This is a genomic window from Pseudomonas sp. Leaf434, from assembly GCF_001425545.1.
Classification (GTDB): Bacteria; Pseudomonadota; Gammaproteobacteria; order Pseudomonadales; family Pseudomonadaceae; genus Aquipseudomonas; species Aquipseudomonas siliginis.
This window is the reverse complement of the sequence record NZ_LMQZ01000001.1, coordinates 2,260,872-2,282,405: the sequence shown is the minus strand read 5'-3', so window position 1 is coordinate 2,282,405 and position 21,534 is coordinate 2,260,872. Positions and strand designations below refer to the sequence as shown.

General features: G+C 61.5%; 17 protein-coding genes. 8 read left to right on the top strand and 9 right to left on the bottom strand.

Features of this window, described 5'->3' with window-relative positions:
- The first annotated feature begins 44 nt into the window (after positions 1-44).
- The 3 genes from ASG55_RS10220 to ASG55_RS10210 all read left to right on the top strand — a co-directional run bounded on the left by ASG55_RS10220 (position 45) and on the right by ASG55_RS10210 (position 3,886).
- The gene (locus tag ASG55_RS10220; protein WP_056786144.1) at positions 45-1,244 is read left to right on the top strand and encodes an MFS transporter; all 1,200 of its coding nucleotides are present in this window, start codon (positions 45-47) and stop codon (positions 1,242-1,244) included.
- 94 nt (positions 1,245-1,338) lie between these two features.
- Positions 1,339-2,253: a LysR family transcriptional regulator gene (locus ASG55_RS10215; RefSeq protein WP_056786138.1), complete on the top strand. Its 915-nt coding sequence runs from the start codon at positions 1,339-1,341 to the stop codon at positions 2,251-2,253.
- Between the two features lie 130 nt (positions 2,254-2,383).
- Positions 2,384-3,886 (top strand): sensor domain-containing diguanylate cyclase, encoded by a 1,503-nt coding sequence (locus ASG55_RS10210; protein WP_056786132.1) that lies wholly within the window; start codon positions 2,384-2,386, stop codon positions 3,884-3,886.
- Positions 3,887-3,892: 6 nt separating this feature from the next.
- Here ASG55_RS10210 and ASG55_RS10205 read toward each other — a convergent pair whose 3' ends face one another.
- From ASG55_RS10205 to ASG55_RS10195, 3 genes are all read right to left on the bottom strand, one after another.
- On the bottom strand, positions 3,893-5,431 hold the full coding sequence (locus ASG55_RS10205) for a cryptochrome/photolyase family protein (protein ID WP_056786129.1): 1,539 nt from the start codon (positions 5,429-5,431) through the stop codon (positions 3,893-3,895).
- A gap of 195 nt (positions 5,432-5,626) precedes the next feature.
- Positions 5,627-6,748, bottom strand: coding sequence for an alkene reductase (locus ASG55_RS10200; protein WP_056786126.1), 1,122 nt, complete (start codon positions 6,746-6,748; stop codon positions 5,627-5,629).
- 102 nt (positions 6,749-6,850) lie between these two features.
- Positions 6,851-7,528 carry a type 1 glutamine amidotransferase domain-containing protein gene (locus ASG55_RS10195; RefSeq protein WP_056786124.1) on the bottom strand — a complete coding sequence of 226 codons (678 nt, stop codon included), beginning with the start codon at positions 7,526-7,528 and terminating at the stop codon, positions 6,851-6,853.
- Positions 7,529-7,740: 212 nt separating this feature from the next.
- Between ASG55_RS10195 and ASG55_RS10190 the strand changes: the two genes are divergently transcribed.
- On the top strand, positions 7,741-8,325 hold the full coding sequence (locus tag ASG55_RS10190) for a TetR/AcrR family transcriptional regulator (protein WP_056786121.1): 585 nt from the start codon (positions 7,741-7,743) through the stop codon (positions 8,323-8,325).
- Between the two features lie 149 nt (positions 8,326-8,474).
- Here ASG55_RS10190 and ASG55_RS10185 read toward each other — a convergent pair whose 3' ends face one another.
- A complete protein-coding gene (locus ASG55_RS10185; RefSeq protein ID WP_056786120.1) occupies positions 8,475-8,807 on the bottom strand; it encodes a hypothetical protein in 333 nt (110 codons plus the stop codon).
- 25 nt (positions 8,808-8,832) lie between these two features.
- Positions 8,833-11,043, bottom strand: a complete 2,211-nt coding sequence (paoC, locus tag ASG55_RS10180) for an aldehyde oxidoreductase molybdenum-binding subunit PaoC (protein WP_056786117.1) — start codon at positions 11,041-11,043, stop codon at positions 8,833-8,835.
- Positions 11,044-11,309: 266 nt separating this feature from the next.
- Here paoC and ASG55_RS10175 point away from each other — a divergent pair, with 266 nt between their 5' ends.
- Together ASG55_RS10175 and gabP are read left to right on the top strand one after the other, a co-directional pair.
- Positions 11,310-13,436 (top strand): TonB-dependent siderophore receptor, encoded by a 2,127-nt coding sequence (locus ASG55_RS10175; protein ID WP_056786113.1) that lies wholly within the window; start codon positions 11,310-11,312, stop codon positions 13,434-13,436.
- A gap of 235 nt (positions 13,437-13,671) precedes the next feature.
- Positions 13,672-15,078: a GABA permease gene (gene gabP / locus ASG55_RS10170; RefSeq protein ID WP_056786111.1), complete on the top strand. Its 1,407-nt coding sequence runs from the start codon at positions 13,672-13,674 to the stop codon at positions 15,076-15,078.
- Here gabP and ASG55_RS10165 read toward each other — a convergent pair.
- Together ASG55_RS10165 and ASG55_RS10160 are read right to left on the bottom strand one after the other, a co-directional pair.
- Positions 15,075-15,287, bottom strand: a complete 213-nt coding sequence (locus ASG55_RS10165; RefSeq protein WP_041480326.1) for a hypothetical protein — start codon at positions 15,285-15,287, stop codon at positions 15,075-15,077. The two genes, gabP and ASG55_RS10165, sit on opposite strands and share 4 nt — an antisense overlap.
- Positions 15,288-15,305: 18 nt before the next feature.
- On the bottom strand, positions 15,306-17,357 hold the full coding sequence (locus tag ASG55_RS10160; RefSeq protein WP_056786109.1) for a 2Fe-2S iron-sulfur cluster-binding protein: 2,052 nt from the start codon (positions 17,355-17,357) through the stop codon (positions 15,306-15,308).
- 285 nt (positions 17,358-17,642) lie between these two features.
- Here ASG55_RS10160 and ASG55_RS10155 point away from each other — a divergent pair, with 285 nt between their 5' ends.
- Together ASG55_RS10155 and ASG55_RS10150 are read left to right on the top strand one after the other, a co-directional pair.
- Complete coding sequence (locus ASG55_RS10155) at positions 17,643-18,272, top strand: glutathione S-transferase family protein (RefSeq protein ID WP_056786106.1); 630 nt, start codon at positions 17,643-17,645, stop codon at positions 18,270-18,272.
- Positions 18,273-18,642: 370 nt separating this feature from the next.
- Positions 18,643-19,563 (top strand): LysR family transcriptional regulator, encoded by a 921-nt coding sequence (locus ASG55_RS10150; protein WP_041480329.1) that lies wholly within the window; start codon positions 18,643-18,645, stop codon positions 19,561-19,563.
- A gap of 27 nt (positions 19,564-19,590) precedes the next feature.
- Here ASG55_RS10150 and ASG55_RS10145 read toward each other — a convergent pair whose 3' ends face one another.
- Together ASG55_RS10145 and ASG55_RS10140 are read right to left on the bottom strand one after the other, a co-directional pair.
- Positions 19,591-20,367 carry an alpha/beta fold hydrolase gene (locus ASG55_RS10145; RefSeq protein ID WP_056786104.1) on the bottom strand — a complete coding sequence of 259 codons (777 nt, stop codon included), beginning with the start codon at positions 20,365-20,367 and terminating at the stop codon, positions 19,591-19,593.
- Positions 20,368-20,522: 155 nt separating this feature from the next.
- Positions 20,523-21,428 carry an AraC family transcriptional regulator gene (locus tag ASG55_RS10140; protein WP_056786101.1) on the bottom strand — a complete coding sequence of 302 codons (906 nt, stop codon included), beginning with the start codon at positions 21,426-21,428 and terminating at the stop codon, positions 20,523-20,525.
- Positions 21,429-21,534 lie beyond the last annotated feature (106 nt).

Here is a 21,534-nt window from a genome sequence, read left to right as displayed (position 1 = left end):
CCGTAGCCTTGGCACAACTTTCCCGAACTCAACGAGGTGTCACCATGCTTACGGGCAACCCTGCCGTTGCGGCCCCGGCCGAACAGCCTGCTTCACTCTCCGGCCTGATGGTCGCGTTTCTGGCATTTTGCTGCGGCGCGGTCGTCGCCAACCTGTATTACGCGCAGCCCATCGTCGAACTGATCGCGCCGCAGATCGGCCTCTCCAGCGCCAATGCCAGCCTGATCGTGTCGCTGACGCAGTTCGGTTACGCGATGGGCTTGTTGCTGCTGGTGCCGCTGGCTGACCTGATGGAGAACCGTCGTCTGGTAGTCGGTTTCACCCTCGCTGCCAGCGTGACGTTGCTGTGCGCTGGCCTGACCCATTCGCCGTCGCTGTTCCTGCTGCTCTCTTTGCTGATCGGCCTGACCTCGGTAGCGGTGCAGATTCTCGTGCCGTTGGCTGCGCATTTGGCGCCGGAAGCCAGCCGGGGGCGCGTCGTCGGCAATATCATGAGCGGCCTGCTCTTGGGGATTCTGCTGTCGCGGCCGCTGTCGAGCCTGTTGGTCGAAGTGTTCGGCTGGCGCGGGGTGTTTTACAGCGCGGCGGCACTGATGGCGGTGATCGCGCTGATTACCGCTGTGGCACTGCCGCGCCGGGTGCCGACGCACAAAGCCACCTATGTCGCGTTGATCGGTTCGGTGTTTGCTCTGGCCCGGCGCTTTCCTGTGTTGCGCCAGCGTTCGCTGTATCAGGGTTTGCTGTTCGCCAGTTTCAGCCTGTTCTGGACTCTCGCGCCAATTGAGCTGATGCGTCACCACGGTTTCAGCCAGGCGCAGGTGGCGATCTTTGCGTTGGTCGGCGCGGTGGGTGCGATTGCCGCGCCGATTGCCGGGCGTCTGGCCGATGCCGGGCACGGTCGTCGCGGTACCTTGGTGGCGTTGCTGTTGGCGCCGCTGTCGCTGTTGATCGCCGCGTTGCCGGGCAGTGGTTATGTGTGGCTGGTGGTGTGTGCGGTGCTGCTGGATTTTGCCGTGCAACTGAACATGGTCCTCGGCCAGCGTGAGGTCTACGCCCTCGACCCGCACAGCCGTGCACGCCTGAATGCGGTTTACATGACCAGCATCTTCGTCGGCGGCGCCCTCGGTTCACTGGTCGCCAGCCCGCTGTACGAACACTTCGGCTGGAACCTCTCGGCCGTCGCCGTAGCGGTGTTGCCGGCGTTGGCGCTGGCGTTGTTCCTGAGCCGCAAGGCTGATGGCTGAGGTCGCGATGAGGCCCGGCAAGCACGACGATACAAGACGTGTGGCGAGCACTGATGCACAATCAGCGGCGTTCCCTCACCACCGGATCCCGCTTATGGACAAGTTGCTGGCATTGAAGATGTTTGTTGAAACCGTGCGCTGCGGGGGCTATTCCTCGGCGGCGCGCAAGCTTGGGATTTCGACGTCTTCGGTGACACGGCAAGTGGCGGGGCTGGAGAACGAGTTGGGCGCCAGCCTGCTCAATCGCACCACGCGCAACACCAGCGTGACCGTCGCCGGTCAAACCTATTTCGAGAAGGCCGTGGCGATTCTCGATGCCATCGACGAAGCCGATGCGGTGGTCGCTGATCGTGGCAGTGATGCCCAAGGCCGCTTGCGCATCAGTGTGCCGGTGGAGTTTGGCCGCCGGCTGATCGCGCCGCACCTGAGCCGCTTGCTCGAACGCCATCCCGGGCTGGAGATCAGCCTGTCGTTGAGCGATCAGGTCAGCGATTTGCTCAGCGAGCAGATCGACGTTTCAGTGCGGCTCGGCTCGACGGTGGTCAGCGAAGACATCGTCAGCAAACGCGTCGGGCAGTTTCAGCGTTGGATTGTCGCCAGCCCGGATTATCTGGCGCGCAGCGCCGTGCTCGAACATCCGCGGGATCTGCTAGAGCACCAATGCCTGCGTTTCGATTACGGCGGCAGCCATCATCACTGGACCTTTCAGGGCGACGAAGAGCCGATTCAGCTCAACGTTGCGGGCCGCCTGCAAAGCAACAACGCCGACATCTTGCGCGAAGCGGCAATTGGCGGTGGCGGGGTGGCGCTGCTGGCCGACTGGCTGGTGCGCGACGACGTCGCCGCCGGGCGCCTGACGCGCTTGCTTGAGCACTACGAGGTCAATCCCGGCAGTGCCAGCAGTTGCATCAACGCGCTGTACCTGCCCAACCACCGTGGATCGAGCCGGATCAACGTGTTCATCGATTTTCTCGTGGAAATCCTCAAACCCGCCGCACCTGCCGCTTAGCGCTGCACACTCTGTTGCTGCAGCCGCTGCACACTGCTTGTATGCTTGCGCCCCGGAACACGTGGCCGCCGTGAGTGCCGACGTTCGAATGATGGCTGGAATGGATCCCGGACTTCCTTAAGGTACTGACGTGAAGCGTGATACTCGCCTTGTAATGCTCCTGCTGCTGGTGATTGGCTGTTCCCTGACTTCGCTGACGATCTGGAAAGTCTGGTCTTCGCGCGAGCGTGCGCTGGCCGAGGTCGATGTGCATGGCCTGAACCTGACCCAGGCGCTCAACACCTACACCGAAGGCATTGTCCGGCAAAGCTCGCTGCTTTTGCTCGGGTTGGTCGAGCGCCTGGAAACCGAGGGCAACGGCCCGGCGCAGATTCAGCGCATCCAGAGCCTGATCGACCGTCAGCAGCCGCTGATGCCCCAGCTCAGCGGCATCATCATCTATGACCGGAACGGGCATTGGCTGATGTCCTCCAACCGGCCGATTCCGGAGGGCGCCAACAGCAGCGACCGCGCCTATTTCATACATCACCGTGACAGCCCGAGCCGCGAGCCGTTCATTGGCCCGCCGATCCAGAGCCGTGCCAATCATGAATGGGTGGTGACCATCAGTCGGCGCTTCAATGACGCCGGTGGCCAGTTCGCTGGCGTTGTAGCAGTGACGCTGGGGGTGGAAAACTTTCTGCGAGTGTTCGGCAAACTCGACGTTGGCCAGGACGGCGCGATAGGCCTGTCGTACACCGATGGCACGCTGCTGGTCCGCTATCCGTTCCGCGAGCAGGACATGGGCCGCAACTTCTCCAAATCGCCGATCTACGCCAAATACCTCGTTGACCGCTCGGTCGGCACTGCCTCCTACACCTCCAGCCTCGACGGTGTCGAGCGGCTGTACGCGTTCCGCAAAAGCGAAACGCTGCCGCTGATCACCACCGTGGCCCTGGGCAAGGACGAAGCGCTGGCGGCGTGGCGCATCGAAGCGGCGCTTTCGGCGGTGGTGGTGATCGGGCTGCTAGGGCTGACCGGGTTGATCGGCTGGTTCCTGATCCTTGATATGCGCCGCCGCACCGAGGCCGAAGAAGCCTTGCGCGATGCCCAGCAGCAATTGCTCGCGTCCAATCGCCAGCTGGAATTACTGGCGCTGAAGGACGCGCTGACCGGCCTGGCCAACCGCCGCTGTTTCGATGAAACCCTGACGGTGGAAGCGCGGCGCGCGCAGCGTGACGGGACTTCGCTGGCCTTGCTGATGATCGATATCGACCACTTCAAATTGTTCAACGATGCCTTGGGCCACGTCGCCGGCGATGCCTGCCTGCAAGCGGTCAGCAAGATTCTTGAAGGCTGCGTGCGACGCCCCTCGGATCTGGTCGCGCGCTACGGTGGCGAGGAAATGGCGGTGATCATGCCGGCCACCGACAGCGCCGGTGCGACGGTGGTGGCGCAACTGATGCTTGAGCGTTTGCAGCAGGCGAACATCGCCCACCCGGGCAGTCCGTTTGCTCGGATCACGGTGAGTATCGGCATGGCGGTAGGGACGGGCGCTCAGCTGGATTCGCTGCCGGCGTTGATCCAGACCGCCGATCAGGCGCTGTACCGCGCCAAAGCGGCGGGGCGCAACGGGATGGCCGGGCAGGCCTGAGGCGCACTAGAAAGCTTCGCCGCTATCCAGTGTCGCCAACAGCATCTGCCCGCGCTGCCACAGCGCGTCCTGCTTGGCCAGCGGCATGCGGTCGAGGTTCTTGTACATCATGGCCATGCGCTGATTGCCACGCAGAATGTCGCCGTGGCGCATGAGGAAATGCCAGTACAGCGCGTTGAACGGGCAGGCATCGTCCGCGCTGCTTTCCTTGACCTTGTAGGCGCAGTCGCCGCAGTAATCCGACATCCGATTGATGTACTGGCCGCTGGCACAGTAAGGCTTGGAGCCGAGATAACCGCCGTCGGCATGCATGACCATGCCAAGGGTGTTGGGCAGTTCGACCCAGTCGAAGGCGTCCATGTAGATCGCCAGATACCACTCACAGATTTCCTTCGGCGCAATCCCGGCGAGCAAGGCAAAGTTGCCGGTGACCATCAGCCGCTGGATGTGGTGGGCGTAGGCATGTTGCAGGCTTTGGCCGATGGCCTGGCGCATGCAGTTCATCTGCGTTTCACCCGTCCAGTAGAACTCCGGCAGCGCACGCGTGTTAGCAAACACGTTGCCCTCGGCGTAATCCGGCATCTTCAGCCAGTACACACCGCGCACGTATTCGCGCCAGCCGATCAGCTGCCGAATGAAGCCTTCGGCAGCGTTGAGACCTATGCTCCCCGACCAGTAAGCCGCCTCGACATCGCTGCACAGCTGACGCAAATCGAGCAGGCCGATGTTCAGCGCCGCGCTGATCCGCGCGTGAAACAGGAACGGCTCTTCGCTGGCCATGGCGTCCTGGTAATCACCGAAGCCGGCCAGCGCATAGTCGAGAAAGTATTGCCACAGGGCCTGAGCATCGGCGTGGGTCACCGGGTAGTTGAAGTCATCCAGCGTGCCGTAATGGCTGGCGAAGCGCTCGCCGACCAACGCCAGCACCTCTTGGGTGATTGCATCATTGGCGAAACGTGCCGGGTAGGGCGGTTTGGCGTGTTTGGGCAGCGCCTTGCGATTCTCCGCATCGAAATTCCACGCACCGCCGACCGGCGTACCGTCCCCGTTCAGCAGCAGCCGACTCTTGCGCCGCATCTCGCGGTAGAAAAACTCCATGCGCAGCTGCTTCTTGCCGCTGGCCCAATGGGAGAACTCTTCGCGGGAGCAGAGGAAACGGCGGTCTGAATGCCAGTGCACGGGCAAGCCCGAATCTTTGATTGACTGCTCAAGGCGCCAGTCGCCGCATTCGGTGATGTGGATTTCGTCGGCACCAGTGAGGGTTTGCCAGCGCTGCAATTCGCCGGGGATTGAGCCGCTGTTATCCGGGTCGTCGAGGCGGACGTATTGGACGCGGTAGCCTTTATCGCGCAACGCCTCGGCAAAGTGGCGCATGGCGCTGAAGATCAGAGCGATCTTTTGCGGATGATGGGCGACGTGGGTCGCTTCCTCCATGACCTCGACCATCAGCAGCAGGTCGTGCTGGGGATCGAGTGGCTGCAGGGAGGCCAGGTCGAAAGACAGTTGGTCACCGAGGATCAGGAGCAAACGGTGGGCAGGGGGCATGGAGCTAAGTCCGGTTAGAGATTCGAACTCCAATAGTTATACAGATTGTTTGTTATGTATAGGTTTTAGCGGCCACTGACATCCTATTGTGGGAGCGAGCCTGCTCGCGAAAGCGTCCTGTCAGTCAATACAAGTGCTGACTGACCCACCGCCTTCGCGAGCAGGCTCGCTCCCACAGGAACTTGTTTTGGGTTCTTAGGCGGGGTAGGTCGGATAGTCGATATAACCCTCGGCACCGCCGCCATACACCGTCGCCGGATTCAACTGATTCAACGGCCAGTCATTGGCAATCCGCGCCGGCAGATCCGGGTTGGCCATGAACGGTCGGCCAAACGCAACGAGATCGGCCAGCCCCGACTCAAGCAATTGCGCGCCGGTTTTGGCGGTGTAGCGACCGGCATAAATGATCGCGCCGCTGAAGGTGTCGCGCACGGCCTGGCGAAAGGTCTGCGGCATCGCTGGCGCGTTGTCCCAGTCGGCTTCGGCGATCGACAGGTAGGCGATGCCGACGTCTTGGAGAATCTTGATCGCGGCAATGTAAGTTGTGTGCGGATCTTCCTCGACCAGGCCCAGGTACGTCCGCGCTTCATCGGTGGTAGTGAACAACGGTGCGAAACGCACACCGACCTTGTCCTTGCCGATGCATTCGGCAACACCGGCCACCACTTCGCGCAAAAAGCGCAAGCGATTGTCCAGCGAGCCGCCGTATTTGTCGGTGCGCAGGTTGCTGTGGGCGGAGATGAACTGGTTGACCAGATAACCGTTGGCACAATGCAGTTCGATGCCGTCGAAACCCGCATCCATCGCGTTGCGCGCGGCCTGGATGTACAGCTGAATCAGTTCCTGCACTTCATCGGTGCTCAGCGCGCGCGGAGCGGACGGCGGCACCAGTTCACCGACACCAGGCGCGGTTTCGATGAACACGCTGACGCGGTCCGTCGCCACCGCAGAGGCCGACACCGGCGCATCACCATTAGGCTGCAACGCCGTGTGCGAGACCCGACCGACGTGCCAGAGCTGGGCGAAGATCACGCCATCCACCGCGTGCACCGCCTCTGTGACTTTGCGCCAACCGGCGATCTGCTCCGGCGTGTGAATGCCCGGCGTCCACGCATAACCCTGGCCACGCGGTTCGATCTGCGTGCCTTCGGTGACCAGCAAACCGGCACCGGCGCGCTGCTGGTAATACTCGGCCATCAACTCGTTGGCGACATTGCCCGGTTGCGTGCTGCGCTGGCGGGTGAGAGGTGGCAGGACGATGCGGTTTTTCAGGGTGTGTGCGCCCAATTTGGCAGGCGTGAAGAAAGCGTTTTTCATGGAGTAAGCCTTGAATCTGATTAGACCAGTCGACTAGTGACTGGGCAAAAAAACAACGCCGGGCGGTACGCACGCGGCGTTGATCGGGGTAGAGCGAGGGATTCAGCCGAGCATCTTCAACAGCTTTTCGGCAACGGCGGCAGAGCTGGCCGGGTTCTGGCCGGTGACCAGTTGACCGTCAGCCACCACATGCACCTGCCAATCGGCGACTTTCGAATAGCGCCCGCCCAGACGCTGGAATTCGTCTTCGATGAGGAACGGCACCACGTCAGTCAGACCAACAGCAGCTTCTTCGGCGTTGGTGAAACCGGTGACGTCGCGATCTTTGACGATCGGCTGGCCGTCAGCGCGCACCACATGACGCAACACGCCGGGTGCGTGGCAGACAAAACCGTGAGGTTTGTTGGCGCGGTCGAAGGCTTCGATCAGCGCGATCGAGGCCTTGTCTTCGGCCAGATCCCACAGCGGGCCATGGCCGCCTGGGTAGAACACGGCATCGAAATCCTCAGCCTTCACATCAGCCAGGCGACCCGTGTTGGCCAACGCCTGTTGCGCGGCCGAATCAGCGCGGAAGCGATCGGTTTCGGCAGTCTGCGCGCTTGGCTCATCGCTTTTCGGATCGAGCGGCGGCTGGCCGCCGGCAGGCGATACCAGCGTGACATCGGCGCCGGCGTCCTTGAAGGCGTAGTAGGGCGCGGCGAACTCTTCCAGCCAGAAGCCGGTTTTCTTGCCGGTGTTGCCGAGTTGATCGTGGGAAGTCAGAACCATCAAGATTTTCATAGAGCACCCTTGGTTTGGTCAGGCATCGGCACAGGGCGAGGAATTCGCTCAGCGTCGGCACCGCATGAATTTGTGTCTCGGGGCGCAGCATAGGTTCCAATTAGACCAGTCGTCTAGTAATTTTTTCAGAAAATGTTTTTGCCCGTCGGTTATGGCAAACTCCCGGTCCTGAAAAGTATACGACTGGTCTATTGTCTGGAATTTTGCGCACCATGAAGCCGACCTTTGACGACACCCGCCAACACTTGCTCGACACCGGCCACCGGATGATGGCCGAGAAGGGCTTCACCAGCGTCGGCCTCAATGAGATCCTGCAGACCGCCGGCGTGCCCAAGGGCTCGTTCTATCACTACTTCAAATCCAAGGAGTTGTATGGCCAGGCGCTGCTCGAGGATTACTTCGTCGACTACCTCGCCGACATGGAGCGCCGCCTGACATTGCCTGGGCTGACTGCGTTCGAGCGTTTGATGGATTACTGGCAGGGCTGGCAGAACCGCTGCACCCTCGAAGGCCACGGCGATGAATGCCTGGTGGTGAAACTCAGCGCCGAAGTCGCCGACCTGTCCGAATCAATGCGCCTGACCTTGCGCGACGGCGCCGAACGCATCGTCGCGCGCATCACCGAATGCATCGAACAAGGCCAAAATGACAAAAGCCTGCCCGAGGGCGATGCGCGGAAGTTGGCTGAGACGCTGTATCAGCTCTGGCTCGGCGCGAGTCTGCTGAACAAACTGCAGCGCACCGGGCAGTCGCTGGAAACTTCGATGGCAATGACCCGGCAGTTGTTGCGAGTCTGAGCCTCGCCGCAGATCCCTGTGGGAGCAAGCCTGCTCGCGATGGCGGCGGCACATCCAACATCTTCTTTAACTGACCCAATGCATTCGCGAGCAGGCTCGCTCCCACAGGAGATCTGTGTTGATTGGTGAGATTGGAGATCATTCAAAACTCAGGCAGAACTGCTGTCCTCTTCAGGCAGTTGGGCAAACCACTGCGCATACGGTGTATTGCTCACCTTGAATCGGTTGTAATCCGGGCTGCCGTCATCCCACCACACCGGCCCGCGTTCACCCAGCGCGACTTTGGCGTCGTTGACGCGAGCTCTCGCTGACTTCAACGCCTGTGCATCCTCCGCACGCTTTGCCTCTTTGACCGCACGCCGCGCTGACATGAGTTCGGTTACAAACGCCTCACGCTCGGCGGCTGGCAGTGTTGGATTGCTGCAACGCCACAGCTGTTGCTTGACCACAAAATAGCGGCCATCGGGGGTGGTGGGGTACATGGGCGATATCCTGCGCGATCGAGTCTTAGACCGGGTAGGACAACTCGCCGATGAGTTTATCCAGCGTAATCGGATAATCGCGCACCCGTACGCCACAGGCGTTATAGATCGCGTTGGCGATGGCCGCCGCGGCGCCGCTGATACCCAGCTCGCCAACGCCTTTGGCTTTCAACGGGGTTGCATACGGGTCGACTTCATCGAGAAAGATCACTTCCTGACGGGGAATGTCGGCATGCACCGGCACCTCGTATCCGGCCAGATCGTGATTGACGAAAAAGCCGATTCGATGATCCACCGCCAGCTCCTCCATCAATGCCGCACCAGCACCCATGGTCATGCCGCCGATGATCTGGCTGCGCGCGGTTTTCGGGTTGAGGATGCGCCCAGCGGCGCACACGGCCAGTTGCCGACGCAGGCGAATTTCGCCGGTCGCCGCATTGACCGCGACCTCGGCGAAATGCGCGCCGAAGGTCTGCTGGGCGAAGCGCTGGGCAAGGTCACCGTATTCCATGCGGTCCTCGCCCGTCAGCTCGCCATTGGCTGCGGCCTGAGCCAAGCCAACCTGCTGCGAGCCTGCGCGAATCTGCCCGTCGACAAACTCGGCTTGCTGCGGGTCAAACCCGACGGCGCGAGCGGCGGCTTCACGCAGTTTCACACACGCGGCATACACGCCGGCAGTGGAGGAGGCCGCGCCCCACTGGCCGCCGGAGCCCGACGATTCCGGAAACCGCGAATCGCCCAAGTGCACCACGACACGGTCCAGCGGCACGCCCATCATTTCGGCAGCGGTCTGGGCGATGATGGTGTAACTGCCGGTGCCGATGTCGGTCATGTCGGTTTCCACGGTGATGACGCCTTGACGATCGAGACGCACCCGCGCCGCCGAAGCGGTGGTCGGTGCGCCGCGAATCGCCGAGGCCAGCCCGATGCCGATCAGCCAGCCATCCTCACGGCGCTGAGCGGGTTGAGGGTTGCGCTGACGCCAGCCAAAGCGTTCGGCCCCAGTGTTCAGGCATTCCACCAACTGCCGTTTGGAGAACGGCCGCGCCGGTTGCTCCGGATCGACCTGCGAGTCGTTGAGGATGCGCAGCTGCAGCGGATCCATCTGCAGCTTTTCCGCCAGTTCATCCATGGCGATTTCCAGCGCCATCATCCCCGGTGCCTCGCCCGGCGCGCGCATCGCCGAACCCTCGGCGAGATCGAGCACGGCCAGGTTCAAACGGGTCATGCGATTGGCCCCGGCGTAAAGCAATCGGGTTGACGCGGTAGCCGCTTCGGCGCGTCCGCCGCGCAAATTGCCCGACCAGCTCTCGTGGCCGATCGCCGTGATCACGCCGTCACGGTTGGCACCGATGCGCAGGCGCTGAAGCGTCGCTGGACGATGGGTCAGGTTGTTGAACATCAGCGGCCGCGGCAGCGCGACTTTCACCGCTCGCCCGGCATGTCGAGCGGCCAGGGATGCCAACACAGCGTCGCAAAGAATCGTGCCCTTACCGCCGAAACCACCGCCGATATACGGCGAGATCAGGCGCACATCTTCCTTGGCGATGCCGAGGGTTTTCGCCAGATCGCGCACGCCCCAGTTGATCTGTTGGATCGATGTCCACAAGGTCAACTGCGTGCCACTCCAGCGGGCAATGGTTGCGTGCGGTTCCATCATCGCGTGGGCCTGGTCAGGCGTGCTGTAGTGCTGATCGATTTGCACTGGCGCAGCGTTGAAGGCGCCTTCGAAGTCACCGACGCTGGTCTGCGGCGGCGGGCCAAAACCGGCCGGTGGCGGTGGGGTTGCGGAGTCTTTCGCAGCCGCCAGATCGAATGAACCCGCTTCGGCCACGTAGCGGATGTCGAGCAAGCCGGCGGCCGCGCGCGCCTGTTCAAAGGTGTCCGCGACGACAATCGCCACGGCCTGGTGATAGTGATCGACCTGCGGCCCGGCCAAGGCCCTGGCTACGTAAAACTCGCCTTTGGCCAATGGCCCGGCGTTTTCGTAAGTGACGATGGCAATCACCCCGGACGCTTCCCGCGCTTGCGTCGAATCGATCGAGGCAATGCGCCCCTTGCCGATCCCGGCGCCGACGATATAGCCGTAGGCGGCGTCCGGCACCGCTGCGTTTTGCTCGTAGGCGTAGGGGGCGGTGCCGGTGGTTTTCAGCTTGCCGTCGATGCGGTCGGCAGGTTGGCCGATCACCTTCAGCTGGTCGATCGGATTGGAGCCGGCCGGGGTGTCGAATTTCATCTGCAAATTCCTTCCAGACAGGCTGGCGACGCACACGTAGCGCGGCGCAGCCATCGGTTGACGTCGGATCTCTACGAGCCTAGGCCATCGACGCGCCACTGATAATGCGCGGTTTCAGGATGGAATGATGAATCTCGCTCACCAATCCTGATCAACATGACAAATAGGAATACGTTTCAATTACTAATGCGACCGTATACCATGCGCGACGTTTTCACTGGCGGTTTTGCCCTTCGTTCTGGCCTATTCGTAAAGGTTTTCACCTCATGCGTCGAACTCTGCTTTCCATTTGTGTGCTGCAGGCGTTGTCTTCTTCCTCGTGGGCTGAGTCAGCCGAACCGACTTCTTCAACGCTTGAGCTGGAAGCCACCGACGTAGTCGGCACAGCGGATTACGAACGGGCAGACGGCCCGGTGCAGGGCTACCGCGCGACGCGTTCGGCCAGCGCCACGCGCACCGACACTTCGATTCATGAAACCGCGCAGTCAATCAGCGTGGTCACCAAGGACGCCGTCGAAGACCTCGGCGCCACGCGTTTGCAGGATGCGCTGGATTACGCCGGTGGCGTCGGTCGGGCGAACAATTTCGGCGGGCAGGGCCTGACCACCTTCACCGTGCGCGGTTTCACCACCGGTGAGTTCTACCGCAACGGTTTCCCGATTAACCGTGGCTACCCGAACATGCCCGACGCCAACACCATCGAGCGTCTGGAAGTGCTGCGCGGCCCCGCGACCATGCTCTATGGCCGTGGCGACCCAGGCGGTACCTTCAACGTGGTGTCGAAACAGCCGTTGCCCGAGCGCACCGTTACGTTAGGCAGCCAGTTGAACGACCAAGGCATGAAGCGCGGCACCCTCGACGCTTCCGGTCCGCTCGATGAAGAAGGGCGCCTGGCCTATCGCTTGAATGTGGTGGGCGAGGGCGGCGACACCTTCCGCGATCATGTCGAGACCGAGCGCTACGGCATCACGCCGGTGCTGACCTGGCAGGCCACCGACGCGACCAAGCTGATTTTCGAAGGCGATTTCATGCGCAACAACGCGCCGCTCGATCGTGGCGTGACGCGCTACCCGGCGCAGATCGGCACTGCCTCGCGCGATACCTTCTTTGGCGAGAAGGACGTCGGCAAGCTGCACAACGACAACAACATGGCGCAGTTGCGTTTCGAGCACATGCTCAACGATGACTGGACCCTCGGCGGTGGTTTCCAGTGGCTCGACGGCTCGCTCAAGGGCAACGCGATCGAGGCCAACGGCATTGCCGCTGACGGCCGCACGCTGGGGCGCAACTTCAACTACCGCAAGCTGGAATGGACCGACAAGGACACCCAGCTCAACCTCACCGGGCATTTTGATACTGGCGGTCTGCAGCACACCTTGCTCACCGGCATCGAGTACGAAGATTACGATTACAAGTCGATCATCCAGCGCTCCAGCGGCGCGGTCAGTGCCTACCCGATCGACATCTTCAATCCGGTTTACGGCCAGCCACGCCCGGCGCTGACCCGCACGCCGACTCATGACAAAGAAAATCTCAAGACCTACGCAGCGTTCGTGCAGGATCAGGTCGCCCTGACCGACAAGCTGAAGGTGCTGGCCGGTGCGCGTTTCGAGCGCTTCGAGCATGACTACGAAACCTACGTACCCGGCGGCAAGAGCTGGCAGGCCAGCGACAACGCCGTCACCCCGCGTATCGGCGTCACCTACGACCTGACCGAAACCCTGGCTGTCTACGCCAACACCGCGCGCTCGTTCAAGCCCAACACCGGCGCCAGTCGCGAAGGCGGCGGCTTCGCTCCAGAGAAAGGCAAGTCCTACGAGATGGGCGTGAAGTGGGAGGCACTGGATCAGCAGTTGAGCGTCGACGCGGCGATCTACCAGATCGAAAAACGCAACGTGCTGACCACCGACCCGGTAGATTCGACCTTCAGCGTCGCTGCCGGTGAAGTGCGCAGCCGTGGTTTCGATGTCAACGTCACCGGCAATCTCACTCCGGAGTGGCGAGTAGTCGGCGGTTACGCTTACGTCGACGCCGAGGTGACCAAGGACAACACGCTGCGCTCCGGCACCCGTCTGCTGAACATTCCGAAGAACAGCTTCAGCCTGCTCAATATGTACGAGTTCCAGGACGGCACGCTCAAAGGCCTTGGCCTTGGCACCGGCCTGAAATACGTCGACGAGCGCGCGGGGCAGACCGCCAACACCGCGTTTTCCATGGGCAGTTACACCGTGGTCGACCTGCTGAGCTTCTACAAGGTCAACGATAAAGTACGGCTCAACCTCGATGTGAAAAACATCTTCGACCGCGACTACGAAGAAGGCGCCTTCGGCAACGTTTACGCCTACCCGGGCGCGCCGCGAACCGTGCAGGTGGGGATTTCCTACACGCTGTAAATCGCCGCAGCGGTTGCCGCCGACTCATGGTGGCCTGAGAGTGGCATGTCGAAATCAGACATCGGCATGCCGCACTCAGGCTAGTTGGGCGGCGGTCGGGCCACGTAAGGTGAAGCATCATTTCGTCGGCAAAGCGTCTGCGTCGCAGCTTTCGCCTGATGTCGGCACCGGAAATGATGATCGCCTGACGCACAGTCAGTGACCCAAACGTCGATCATGAGAACAATAAGAACCCATGACTAGCCTGAACCCCAAGGACTCCAACGGTCAGTTGGCGCAAGGTTTCAAACCGCGTCACGTCACCATGCTTTCCATTGCCGGCATCATCGGCGCAGGACTTTTCGTTGGCTCAGGCCACGCCATCGCCGCCGCAGGACCTGCGGTGCTGCTCGCTTATCTGTTCTCCGGTCTGCTGGTCGTGCTGGTCATGCGCATGCTCGGCGAAATGGCCGTGGCGCATCCCGACACCGGCTCGTTTTCCACCTACGCCGATCAAGCCATTGGCCGCTGGGCCGGGTTCACCATAGGCTGGCTGTATTGGTGGTTCTGGGTGCTGGTGATTCCCATCGAAGCACTGGCCGCAGGTCACGTGCTCAATCAGTGGTTTCCCCAGGTCGATGCCTGGTTGTTCGCCTTGCTGTCGATCGTCCTGCTGGTGATCACCAACCTGTTCAGCGTGTCGAAATACGGCGAGTTCGAATTCTGGTTCGCCATGGCCAAGGTCATCGCAATCATCGGTTTCATCGGCCTGGGTTTTGCGGTGCTGATGGGCTGGATTCCCGAGCGTGAAGCCAGTGGCTTGAGCGCGCTGATGGCCGAGCACGGCGGCTTTGCGCCGAACGGCATGTCGGCGGTGGTCGGCGCGTTCATCACCATCATGTTCAGTTTCATCGGCACCGAAGCGGTGACCATTGCCGCTGCGGAATCGAACAATCCGGCGCAGAACATCGCCAAGGCCACGCGTTCGGTGATCTGGCGTATCGGCATTTTCTATCTGCTGTCGATCTTCGTGGTGATTTCCGTGGTGCCGTGGAATGACCCGCAACTAGCCTCGGTCGGCTCCTACCAGCGCGCACTGGAACTGATGAACATCCCCAACGCCAAATTTCTCGTCGACGTTGTGGTGTTGATCGCGGTGGCCAGTTGCATGAACTCCTCGATCTACATTTCCTCGCGCATGCTCTATTCCTTGGGCCGACGCGGCGATGCGCCGCCGGCATTGAAGGTGACTTCGGGGGCGGGCGTGCCACGCGCGGCGGTGATCGCCAGCACGGTGATCGGCGCAGGCGTTACCTTGCTCAGCTATTTCATGCCGGCCGGGCTGTTCCAGTTCCTGCTCGCCAGCTCCGGCGCGATTGCCTTGCTGGTGTATCTGGTGATCGCCATTTCGCAGTTGCGCATGCGCCGCCGACTGGAACGGGAAAAGGTCGAAATGACCCTGCGCATGTGGCTGTTTCCCTGGCTCACCTGGCTGGTCATCGCCTTCATCTGCGCGGCTTTGGCGGTGATGATGATCACCCCTGAACATCGCCTGGAAGTGACCTCGACCATTGGCTTGGCGCTGCTGATTTCCTTCGTCGGATTGATTAGCAGCCGCCAGCATGGGCCGGCGGGCAGAGTGGCGGCGGTGAGCAAAGCCTAAGCAAACAACGCCTTGAGCCCACGGGAAAACCAGCCGTTCGGGCTCGAAGGCAGATGCTCACGTTGATTGAATGAGCCCGTCAACGCGCAGGTTTCACCGGCGAGTGAACCCATCAATTGCGGCAGCAAAAAACTGCGTTCGCATTCGCTGGCGGACAGTCCGGTTTTCTCTTGCGGCCAAACGACGCTGGTTTCGGCAAACGGCTTCATGGCACACCTCCTCAACATTCAAACATCCAGCACCAGGGTGTCGCTGCCCTGCGCCGGGGCGGCGCAGCAGATCAGCACTTCGTCATCCGCCAGACGCATGGCCGGCGGGGTGAGGTAATGCACCTGGCCGCTGGTAAGGCGGGTTTTGCAGGTGCCGCACGAGCCGCCGCGACAGCTGAACTCAGGATTCAAGCCACGCGCCTCGGCCAGTTCCAGCAAGGTGCCGCTGCCCGGTTCCCAGCGTGCTTCCTTGCCGGACGTGGCAAACAGCACCTTGACCGGTTCTTCTGCGACCGGCACTTGCGGCGGCGCCGGGGTGCTGATTTCGACATCGCGGATCAGCGTCGACGGGCCGAAGGTTTCGGCGTGGATGCGATCATCGGGAATGCGCATTTTGCGCAAGCCGTCGTACAGCGCCTGAGTGAAGCTGCCCGGGCCGCACAGGTAGAAATCGTAGTCATCCAGCGGCAGCAGGCTTTTCAGCAAGGCCATGTCGATGCGCCCGGCATGGTCGTAACCTTGCGCTGTTGCTTCCAGCGGCGGCTGGCTGACCACGCGCAGCACCTTGACCTTGTCACCGGCGCGCGCAGCCAAGGCGTCGATTTCTTCGCGAAAGGCCAGATCCTCGACGGTGCGACTGCTTTGCACCACCCAGGTCGGACGCATGCGGCTGATGCGTTTGCCCTGATAGACCACCTCGCGCAGCATCGACAGCAACGGCGTCACCCCAACCCCTGCGGCCAACAGCACCAGTGGCCGGCGTTCGGTGGCGTCGACGGTGAAGTCGCCTTGCGGCGCGCGGGCTTCGATCAAGTCCAATGCCTGAACGCGATCATGCAGATGCGAGGATACCGAGCCATCGCGTTTGACGCTGATACGCAGAAATTCGTCCGACGGCGCGCTGGACACGCTGTAGGTGCGGATCGACGCGGCGTCCTGGCCGTCGAGCAAGATCTTGATCGGCAAGTGCTGGCCCGGTTCGAAGCGCGGCAGGCCGAAGCCATCGTTAGCTTGCAGGTAAAACGAACGGATCTGCGGACTCTCATCGACTACACGCGTTACGTGCAGCGCACGCCATTGGTTGCGCAGCGCCTCGGCCTGCAGACGTTCGCGGGTCTGTTCCCAGCTGCCGGTCATTTGCGAATTGGGCGAATCGCCTTGCGGCTGCTCGGCCCAGCGCAGTGGCAATGCGGCCTGACGGTAAACGATGCGCTGCGGCCTGAAGCGCCACAGACGTTCGGCACCTTGGAACGCGGCGATTTGCGGATCGTCGAGCAGTACTTCCGCGCTGCCGGTCATCTGCAACAGATCGCCGCTTTCGAAATCGATGAAGGTCAGCCCGGCGCGCGGGTTGAGCAGGATGTTGCCCAGAGTGTTGAAGAACAGATTGCCGGAGAAATCCGGGATGGTCAGGGTGCCGTCTTCGTCCATATGGACGAAACCGGATTTGCCGCCGCGATGGGACACATCGACTTGCCGCTCACCGTCGCGCACCACATAAGTGGCCACGTAGAACGAATCGGCGGCGGTGATCATGTCGCGCACCAAGGGTTCGCTGACCGGCAAGTCGATCGCGGCATCGGTGGTTTCGTCGACGAAGGCGTAATGGCGCAGGTTGATGTAGCGCGGGCAGTTGCCGTAAGCCTGGGTCACGCCGATCTCGAGGCTGTTGTCAGCGCGGCGGCTGATGTTGCCGTTCATGCGATTGCGCCGACGGGTGTGCAGCTCGATGCCGAGCATGCCGATCGCGTCGCCGGGTTGCAGGCCTTGATTGGCCGGGTCGTTGGGCTGCGCGTCGAGTTTGATCTTCAGAACCTCTGGTGACGGCGAATCCATGAACCCCGGTTGACCGGTGCGCAGCGTCGCCCACGGGTCGCCCTGGCCATCAACGGCGCCGAGCACGACGAAGGGCAGTTGCGCATAGAACTCGCGGTGCTGATCCGGCATCCAGTCGCGGGCCAGTTGCCGCTGGCCGACACCGACCATCATCTCCACCGCGCCGACGGCACGTTGCAGGGTCAGCTCACCTTCATGCCAGGGCGAGGGCTGCGGTTTCGACGCTGTGTCCATTTCGATTCTCCTCGGGTGCAAACGGGCCGGTGAGCCGCCAGGGGCTGAAGCTCAAGTGGGCTCATGTTCGCCCTCGGCCGGTTGCGAGGGAATGGCCAGAAACTGCAATCCACTGTTTCACGCGGTGAAATGATCCCTACGCGCGCCTAAGGACGAGAATGATTATTTCACTGGCTGAAATGCTCGATTGTATTTGCTGAGGATTCCGCGATTTGCGGCAGGGGAGCAGGATGAGACCCATCGACACGATCAGCGGGTCGACCTCAAATAATCCAGGAGCACGTCATGTCTCAGTCAGCCGTCAAACTGTATCGCCATCCGTTGTCCGGCCACTCGCATCGCGTCGAGTTGATGCTGTCCCTGCTGAATGTTCCGACCGAACTGGTGTTCGTCGACCTGATGAAGGGCGCACACAAAACCCCTGAATTCCTCGCCCTTAACCGTTTCGGCCAAGTGCCGGTGATTGACGACAACGGTACGGTGCTCGCTGATTCCAACGGCATTCTTGTTTATCTGGCGAGCAAATACGGCAACGGCCAGTGGCTGCCGAGCGATCCGGTCGAACAAGCCAAGGTGCAACGCTGGTTATCGGTAGCTGCCGGGCAGATCAGCTCCGGCCCGGCCACTGCGCGCTTGATCACGGTATTCGGCGCCGGTTACGACGCGGCTGATGCGATCAAGCGTTCCCATGCGTTGTTGCAGGTGATGGAAGACGAGTTGGCCAACAGCGCATTCCTTGCCGGCGACAAGGCAACCGTTGCCGATGTGGCCGCCTACACTTACGTCGCCCACGCACCGGAAGGCAATGTCTCGCTGGACGAATATCCGAATGTGCGGGCGTGGCTGGAACGGGTCGAGGCGCTGCCGAAATTCGTCGGCATGCAGCGCACAGCGGTGGGCCTGCAAAGCGCTTGATATCAGCACACGCCAAAAAACCTTGTGGGAGCGGGCTTGCCCGCGATAGCGGTGGGTCATTCAACGGTGATGTTGACTGACAGAATGCCTTCGCGAGCAGGCTCGCTCCCACGGGTTTGGCGTCAGCTGTCCCATCCATGCATTGGAAAACACTGTCTCGCTGGAGGAATATCCGAATGTGCGGGCGTACTGGCGGGAGTTGAAGCATTGCCCAAATTTAACTGTGTACACCAAACCCTGTGGGAGCGAGCCTGCTCGCGAAAGCGGTGTGTCATGCAACGGTGATGTTGACTGACGGAAAGCTTTCGCGAGCAGGCTCGCTCCCACATGATTTCACTGTGTTTTCGAGGTTTTTTACAGGTCCCCAGCTATGGATCGTTTTCAGGAAATGCGCATGTTCCTGGCCGTGGCCGAGGAGGGCGGCTTTGCGGCTGCGGCCCGGCGTTTGAACACCTCGCCCCCCAGCGTCACCCGCGCCATTGCCGCGCTGGAACAACGCATCGGCACGCGTCTGTTGTCGCGCACCACGCGCAGCCTGCACCTGACCGAAGCCGGGCATCGTTATCTGGACGATTGCCGAAGAATTCTGTGCGACGTCGACGAAGCCGAAGAGGCCGCTGCCGGCAGTTATCGGGTGCCGTGCGGGCACTTGAGCGTGACCGCGTCGGTATTGTTTGGCGAGTTGTTCATCGCGCCGTTGCTGGCGCAATACGTCGATGCGTTTCCTTCGGTTCATCTGAAGGCTTTGCTGGTTGATCGCGTGGTGAACATGGCGGAAGAGGGTATCGATGTCGCCGTGCGCATCGGCCATTTGCACGAGAACAATCAGCATGCAATCAAGGTCGGCGAGGTCCGTCAGGTGATCTGCGGCACCCCCGATTACTTCGCCCGCTATGGCCGACCGCAACATCCGAACGAGCTGAGCCGCGCCAATATTGTCATGTCGTCCGCCAGTCATTTGCTCAGCGATTGGCAATTCGCCCATGCCGATGGCCCGTTGAGTTTTCGCTTCGAGCCGCGTCTGGTGGTCACCGCGAATCAGGCGGCGATCAACATCGCCAGTTCCGGTTGGGGCATTACCCGAGTGCTGTCTTATCAAGTCGCCAGCCAGGTCGCGGCCGGTGAACTGGAATTGGTGCTGGAGGCCTTTGAGCCGCCGGCGTTACCGGTGCAACTGGTCTATCTGAAACATCCGCGCGTACCGGCGAAGGTGCGCACGTTTGTGGATTTTCTCAGCGAGCGGCTGCAACACCACCCAGCGCTGAAAGCCGTGAACAGGGTTCACGGCTAAGGCTTCAAGGTTCAACTCAGCGCTGGATCACTTCGCGGCCGCAGCGGTTTCGATCAGGCTGGCAACGGCTTTCGGGTTGGACACCATCACCACGTGCGAAGCGCCTTTGACCACGACGGTCTGCTTGGAGTGCGCGCGCTCGGCCATGAACGCCAAGGCTTGCGCCGGGATGTTCTTGTCCTGGTCACCGTAGACGAAGTACGACGGCACGGTTTTCCATGCAGGCTCGGTGGCGGCTTCGTTGAGCGCGGCGACGGTCACCGGGCGCTGCGTGGCGGCCATCAACTTCGCATCTGCCTGAGACACATCGGCAGCGAACTGATCGTGGAATTTGTCCTGCTGGATGTACAAATCCTTGCCACCATCGGCCAGCTCAACCGGGGCCGACAGGGTCGGGCCGAGGGTGCTGCCAGGGAAACGCCCGGACAGCTCAGCGGCGGTTTCACCCTTTTCCGGTGCAAAAGCTGCGACGTACACCAGCGCTTTGACATTGGCATTGCCGTAAGCGGCTTCGCTGATCACCGGGCCACCGTAAGAGTGGCCGACCAACACCACCGGGGTTTTCACGCTGGCCAGCACATCCGCCACTGATTGCGCATCACTCTTGACCGAGCGCAGCGAGTTGGCAGCGGCGATCACCGGGTAGCCATCCTTCTCGAGAATCTTGACCACGCCGTTCCAGCTGCTCGAATCGGCGAAGGCACCGTGCACCAGCACCACGGTGGGTTTGACCGGCGCGGCGAACGCAGCGGTGGCGCCGAACATGGCGGCGGTAAGGGCGAGGGTTGCGAAGACTTTGTTCATGGTGATGTCCTGTCGATTGGTTGGGGTAGGAATGGAAGCGACAGTGGTATTTAGCGCGCTAAATGTGTCAGTTGTGTGTGCGCACGGCCGAACTTCGCATGAGTGTGTATCTGGGGCGGCGAAAGCTACACGCTGATACAAAGCGATCCATCCGCTCAGATCGCGCGGCGGACTTTGCCCGGGGCCTCGCCGTAAATTTCCTTGAATTTCTTGCTGAAGGCAGCCTGCGACTGATAGCCGACCTGCACGGCAATGTCATTCAGGCCCAGATGCGAATGGCTGAGCAGACTGAATGCCAGCTCCATGCGCAACTGGGTCAGCAGCACCCACGGCGATACGCCAGCGACCCGGGCAAAGGTGCGCATGAACGTTGCACGGGACATGTTCGCGGTGTCGGCCATGGCCTCGATGGTCCATTCGTGCGCCGGGTCGGCCAATATCGCCTGACAGGTGCGGCCGAGGCGCTGGTCGCCGAGCAGCGCCAGGGTGCTTTTGTCGTGATCGGCACGCGCCAGGTGCGCACGCAGGATCAAGGTGAACAACGCTTGGGACAGTGAGTCGAGGAGGAACCGTGCACCCGGCTGTTCGCTGTCGGCTTCGCTGCGCAACAGCGCAATCAGGGCGGTCAGCGGCGCATCAATCGGTAAGCCATCGTTGGCAATCAACAGGTAATCGGGGAGGGCGGCGAACAGCATCGATGCGCGGTTGTAATGAAAGCCACCGCAAAGCATGTCCAGATCGGCGCTCGCGCCACCCAGCCGATAGATCGGCAACACCCCGCCGGGAATCAGCGTTGGCAGCATTGGCGCTACATCTTTACCGCCGCTGTGCAGCACATGCGGCGTGCCCCGTGGCAACAACAGAATATCGCCGGCGCGCATCGCCAGGCGTTGTCCGCTGGCCAGTTCTACCCGGCACTCACCTTTGAGCACGACGTGATAGGGCGCCTTGCCCAAGGCTTCCTGTTGATGATCGCGCGCCCAGTCGCCCTGGAACTGGCAGCGCAGATCAAGACTGCCGCGCACGTTGGCCAGGCTGATGAGCTTATCGAGCGAGTTCATTGGCACCCATCACGAAGGAATCCCCAAAGTTGAGACGATTGAGCAAGACGTTGAGCATGACCGACAAAAGCGCGATTCGATAGCACCGCAGACTGACTCCACTTTC

Coding starts and splice junctions, on each gene's coding strand:
- ASG55_RS10220 (WP_056786144.1), top strand. CDS start 45: ATGCTTACGGGCAACCCTGCCGTTGCGGCCCCGGCCGAACAGCCTGCT.
- ASG55_RS10215 (WP_056786138.1), top strand. CDS start 1,339: ATGGACAAGTTGCTGGCATTGAAGATGTTTGTTGAAACCGTGCGCTGC.
- ASG55_RS10205 (WP_056786129.1), bottom strand. CDS start 5,431: ATGCCCCCTGCCCACCGTTTGCTCCTGATCCTCGGTGACCAACTGTCT.
- ASG55_RS10200 (WP_056786126.1), bottom strand. CDS start 6,748: ATGAAAAACGCTTTCTTCACGCCTGCCAAATTGGGCGCACACACCCTG.
- ASG55_RS10195 (WP_056786124.1), bottom strand. CDS start 7,528: ATGAAAATCTTGATGGTTCTGACTTCCCACGATCAACTCGGCAACACC.
- ASG55_RS10190 (WP_056786121.1), top strand. CDS start 7,741: ATGAAGCCGACCTTTGACGACACCCGCCAACACTTGCTCGACACCGGC.
- ASG55_RS10185 (WP_056786120.1), bottom strand. CDS start 8,807: ATGTACCCCACCACCCCCGATGGCCGCTATTTTGTGGTCAAGCAACAG.
- paoC (WP_056786117.1), bottom strand. CDS start 11,043: ATGAAATTCGACACCCCGGCCGGCTCCAATCCGATCGACCAGCTGAAG.
- ASG55_RS10175 (WP_056786113.1), top strand. CDS start 11,310: ATGCGTCGAACTCTGCTTTCCATTTGTGTGCTGCAGGCGTTGTCTTCT.
- gabP (WP_056786111.1), top strand. CDS start 13,672: ATGACTAGCCTGAACCCCAAGGACTCCAACGGTCAGTTGGCGCAAGGT.
- ASG55_RS10165 (WP_041480326.1), bottom strand. CDS start 15,287: ATGAAGCCGTTTGCCGAAACCAGCGTCGTTTGGCCGCAAGAGAAAACC.
- ASG55_RS10160 (WP_056786109.1), bottom strand. CDS start 17,357: ATGGACACAGCGTCGAAACCGCAGCCCTCGCCCTGGCATGAAGGTGAG.
- ASG55_RS10155 (WP_056786106.1), top strand. CDS start 17,643: ATGTCTCAGTCAGCCGTCAAACTGTATCGCCATCCGTTGTCCGGCCAC.
- ASG55_RS10150 (WP_041480329.1), top strand. CDS start 18,643: ATGGATCGTTTTCAGGAAATGCGCATGTTCCTGGCCGTGGCCGAGGAG.
- ASG55_RS10145 (WP_056786104.1), bottom strand. CDS start 20,367: ATGAACAAAGTCTTCGCAACCCTCGCCCTTACCGCCGCCATGTTCGGC.
- ASG55_RS10140 (WP_056786101.1), bottom strand. CDS start 21,428: ATGAACTCGCTCGATAAGCTCATCAGCCTGGCCAACGTGCGCGGCAGT.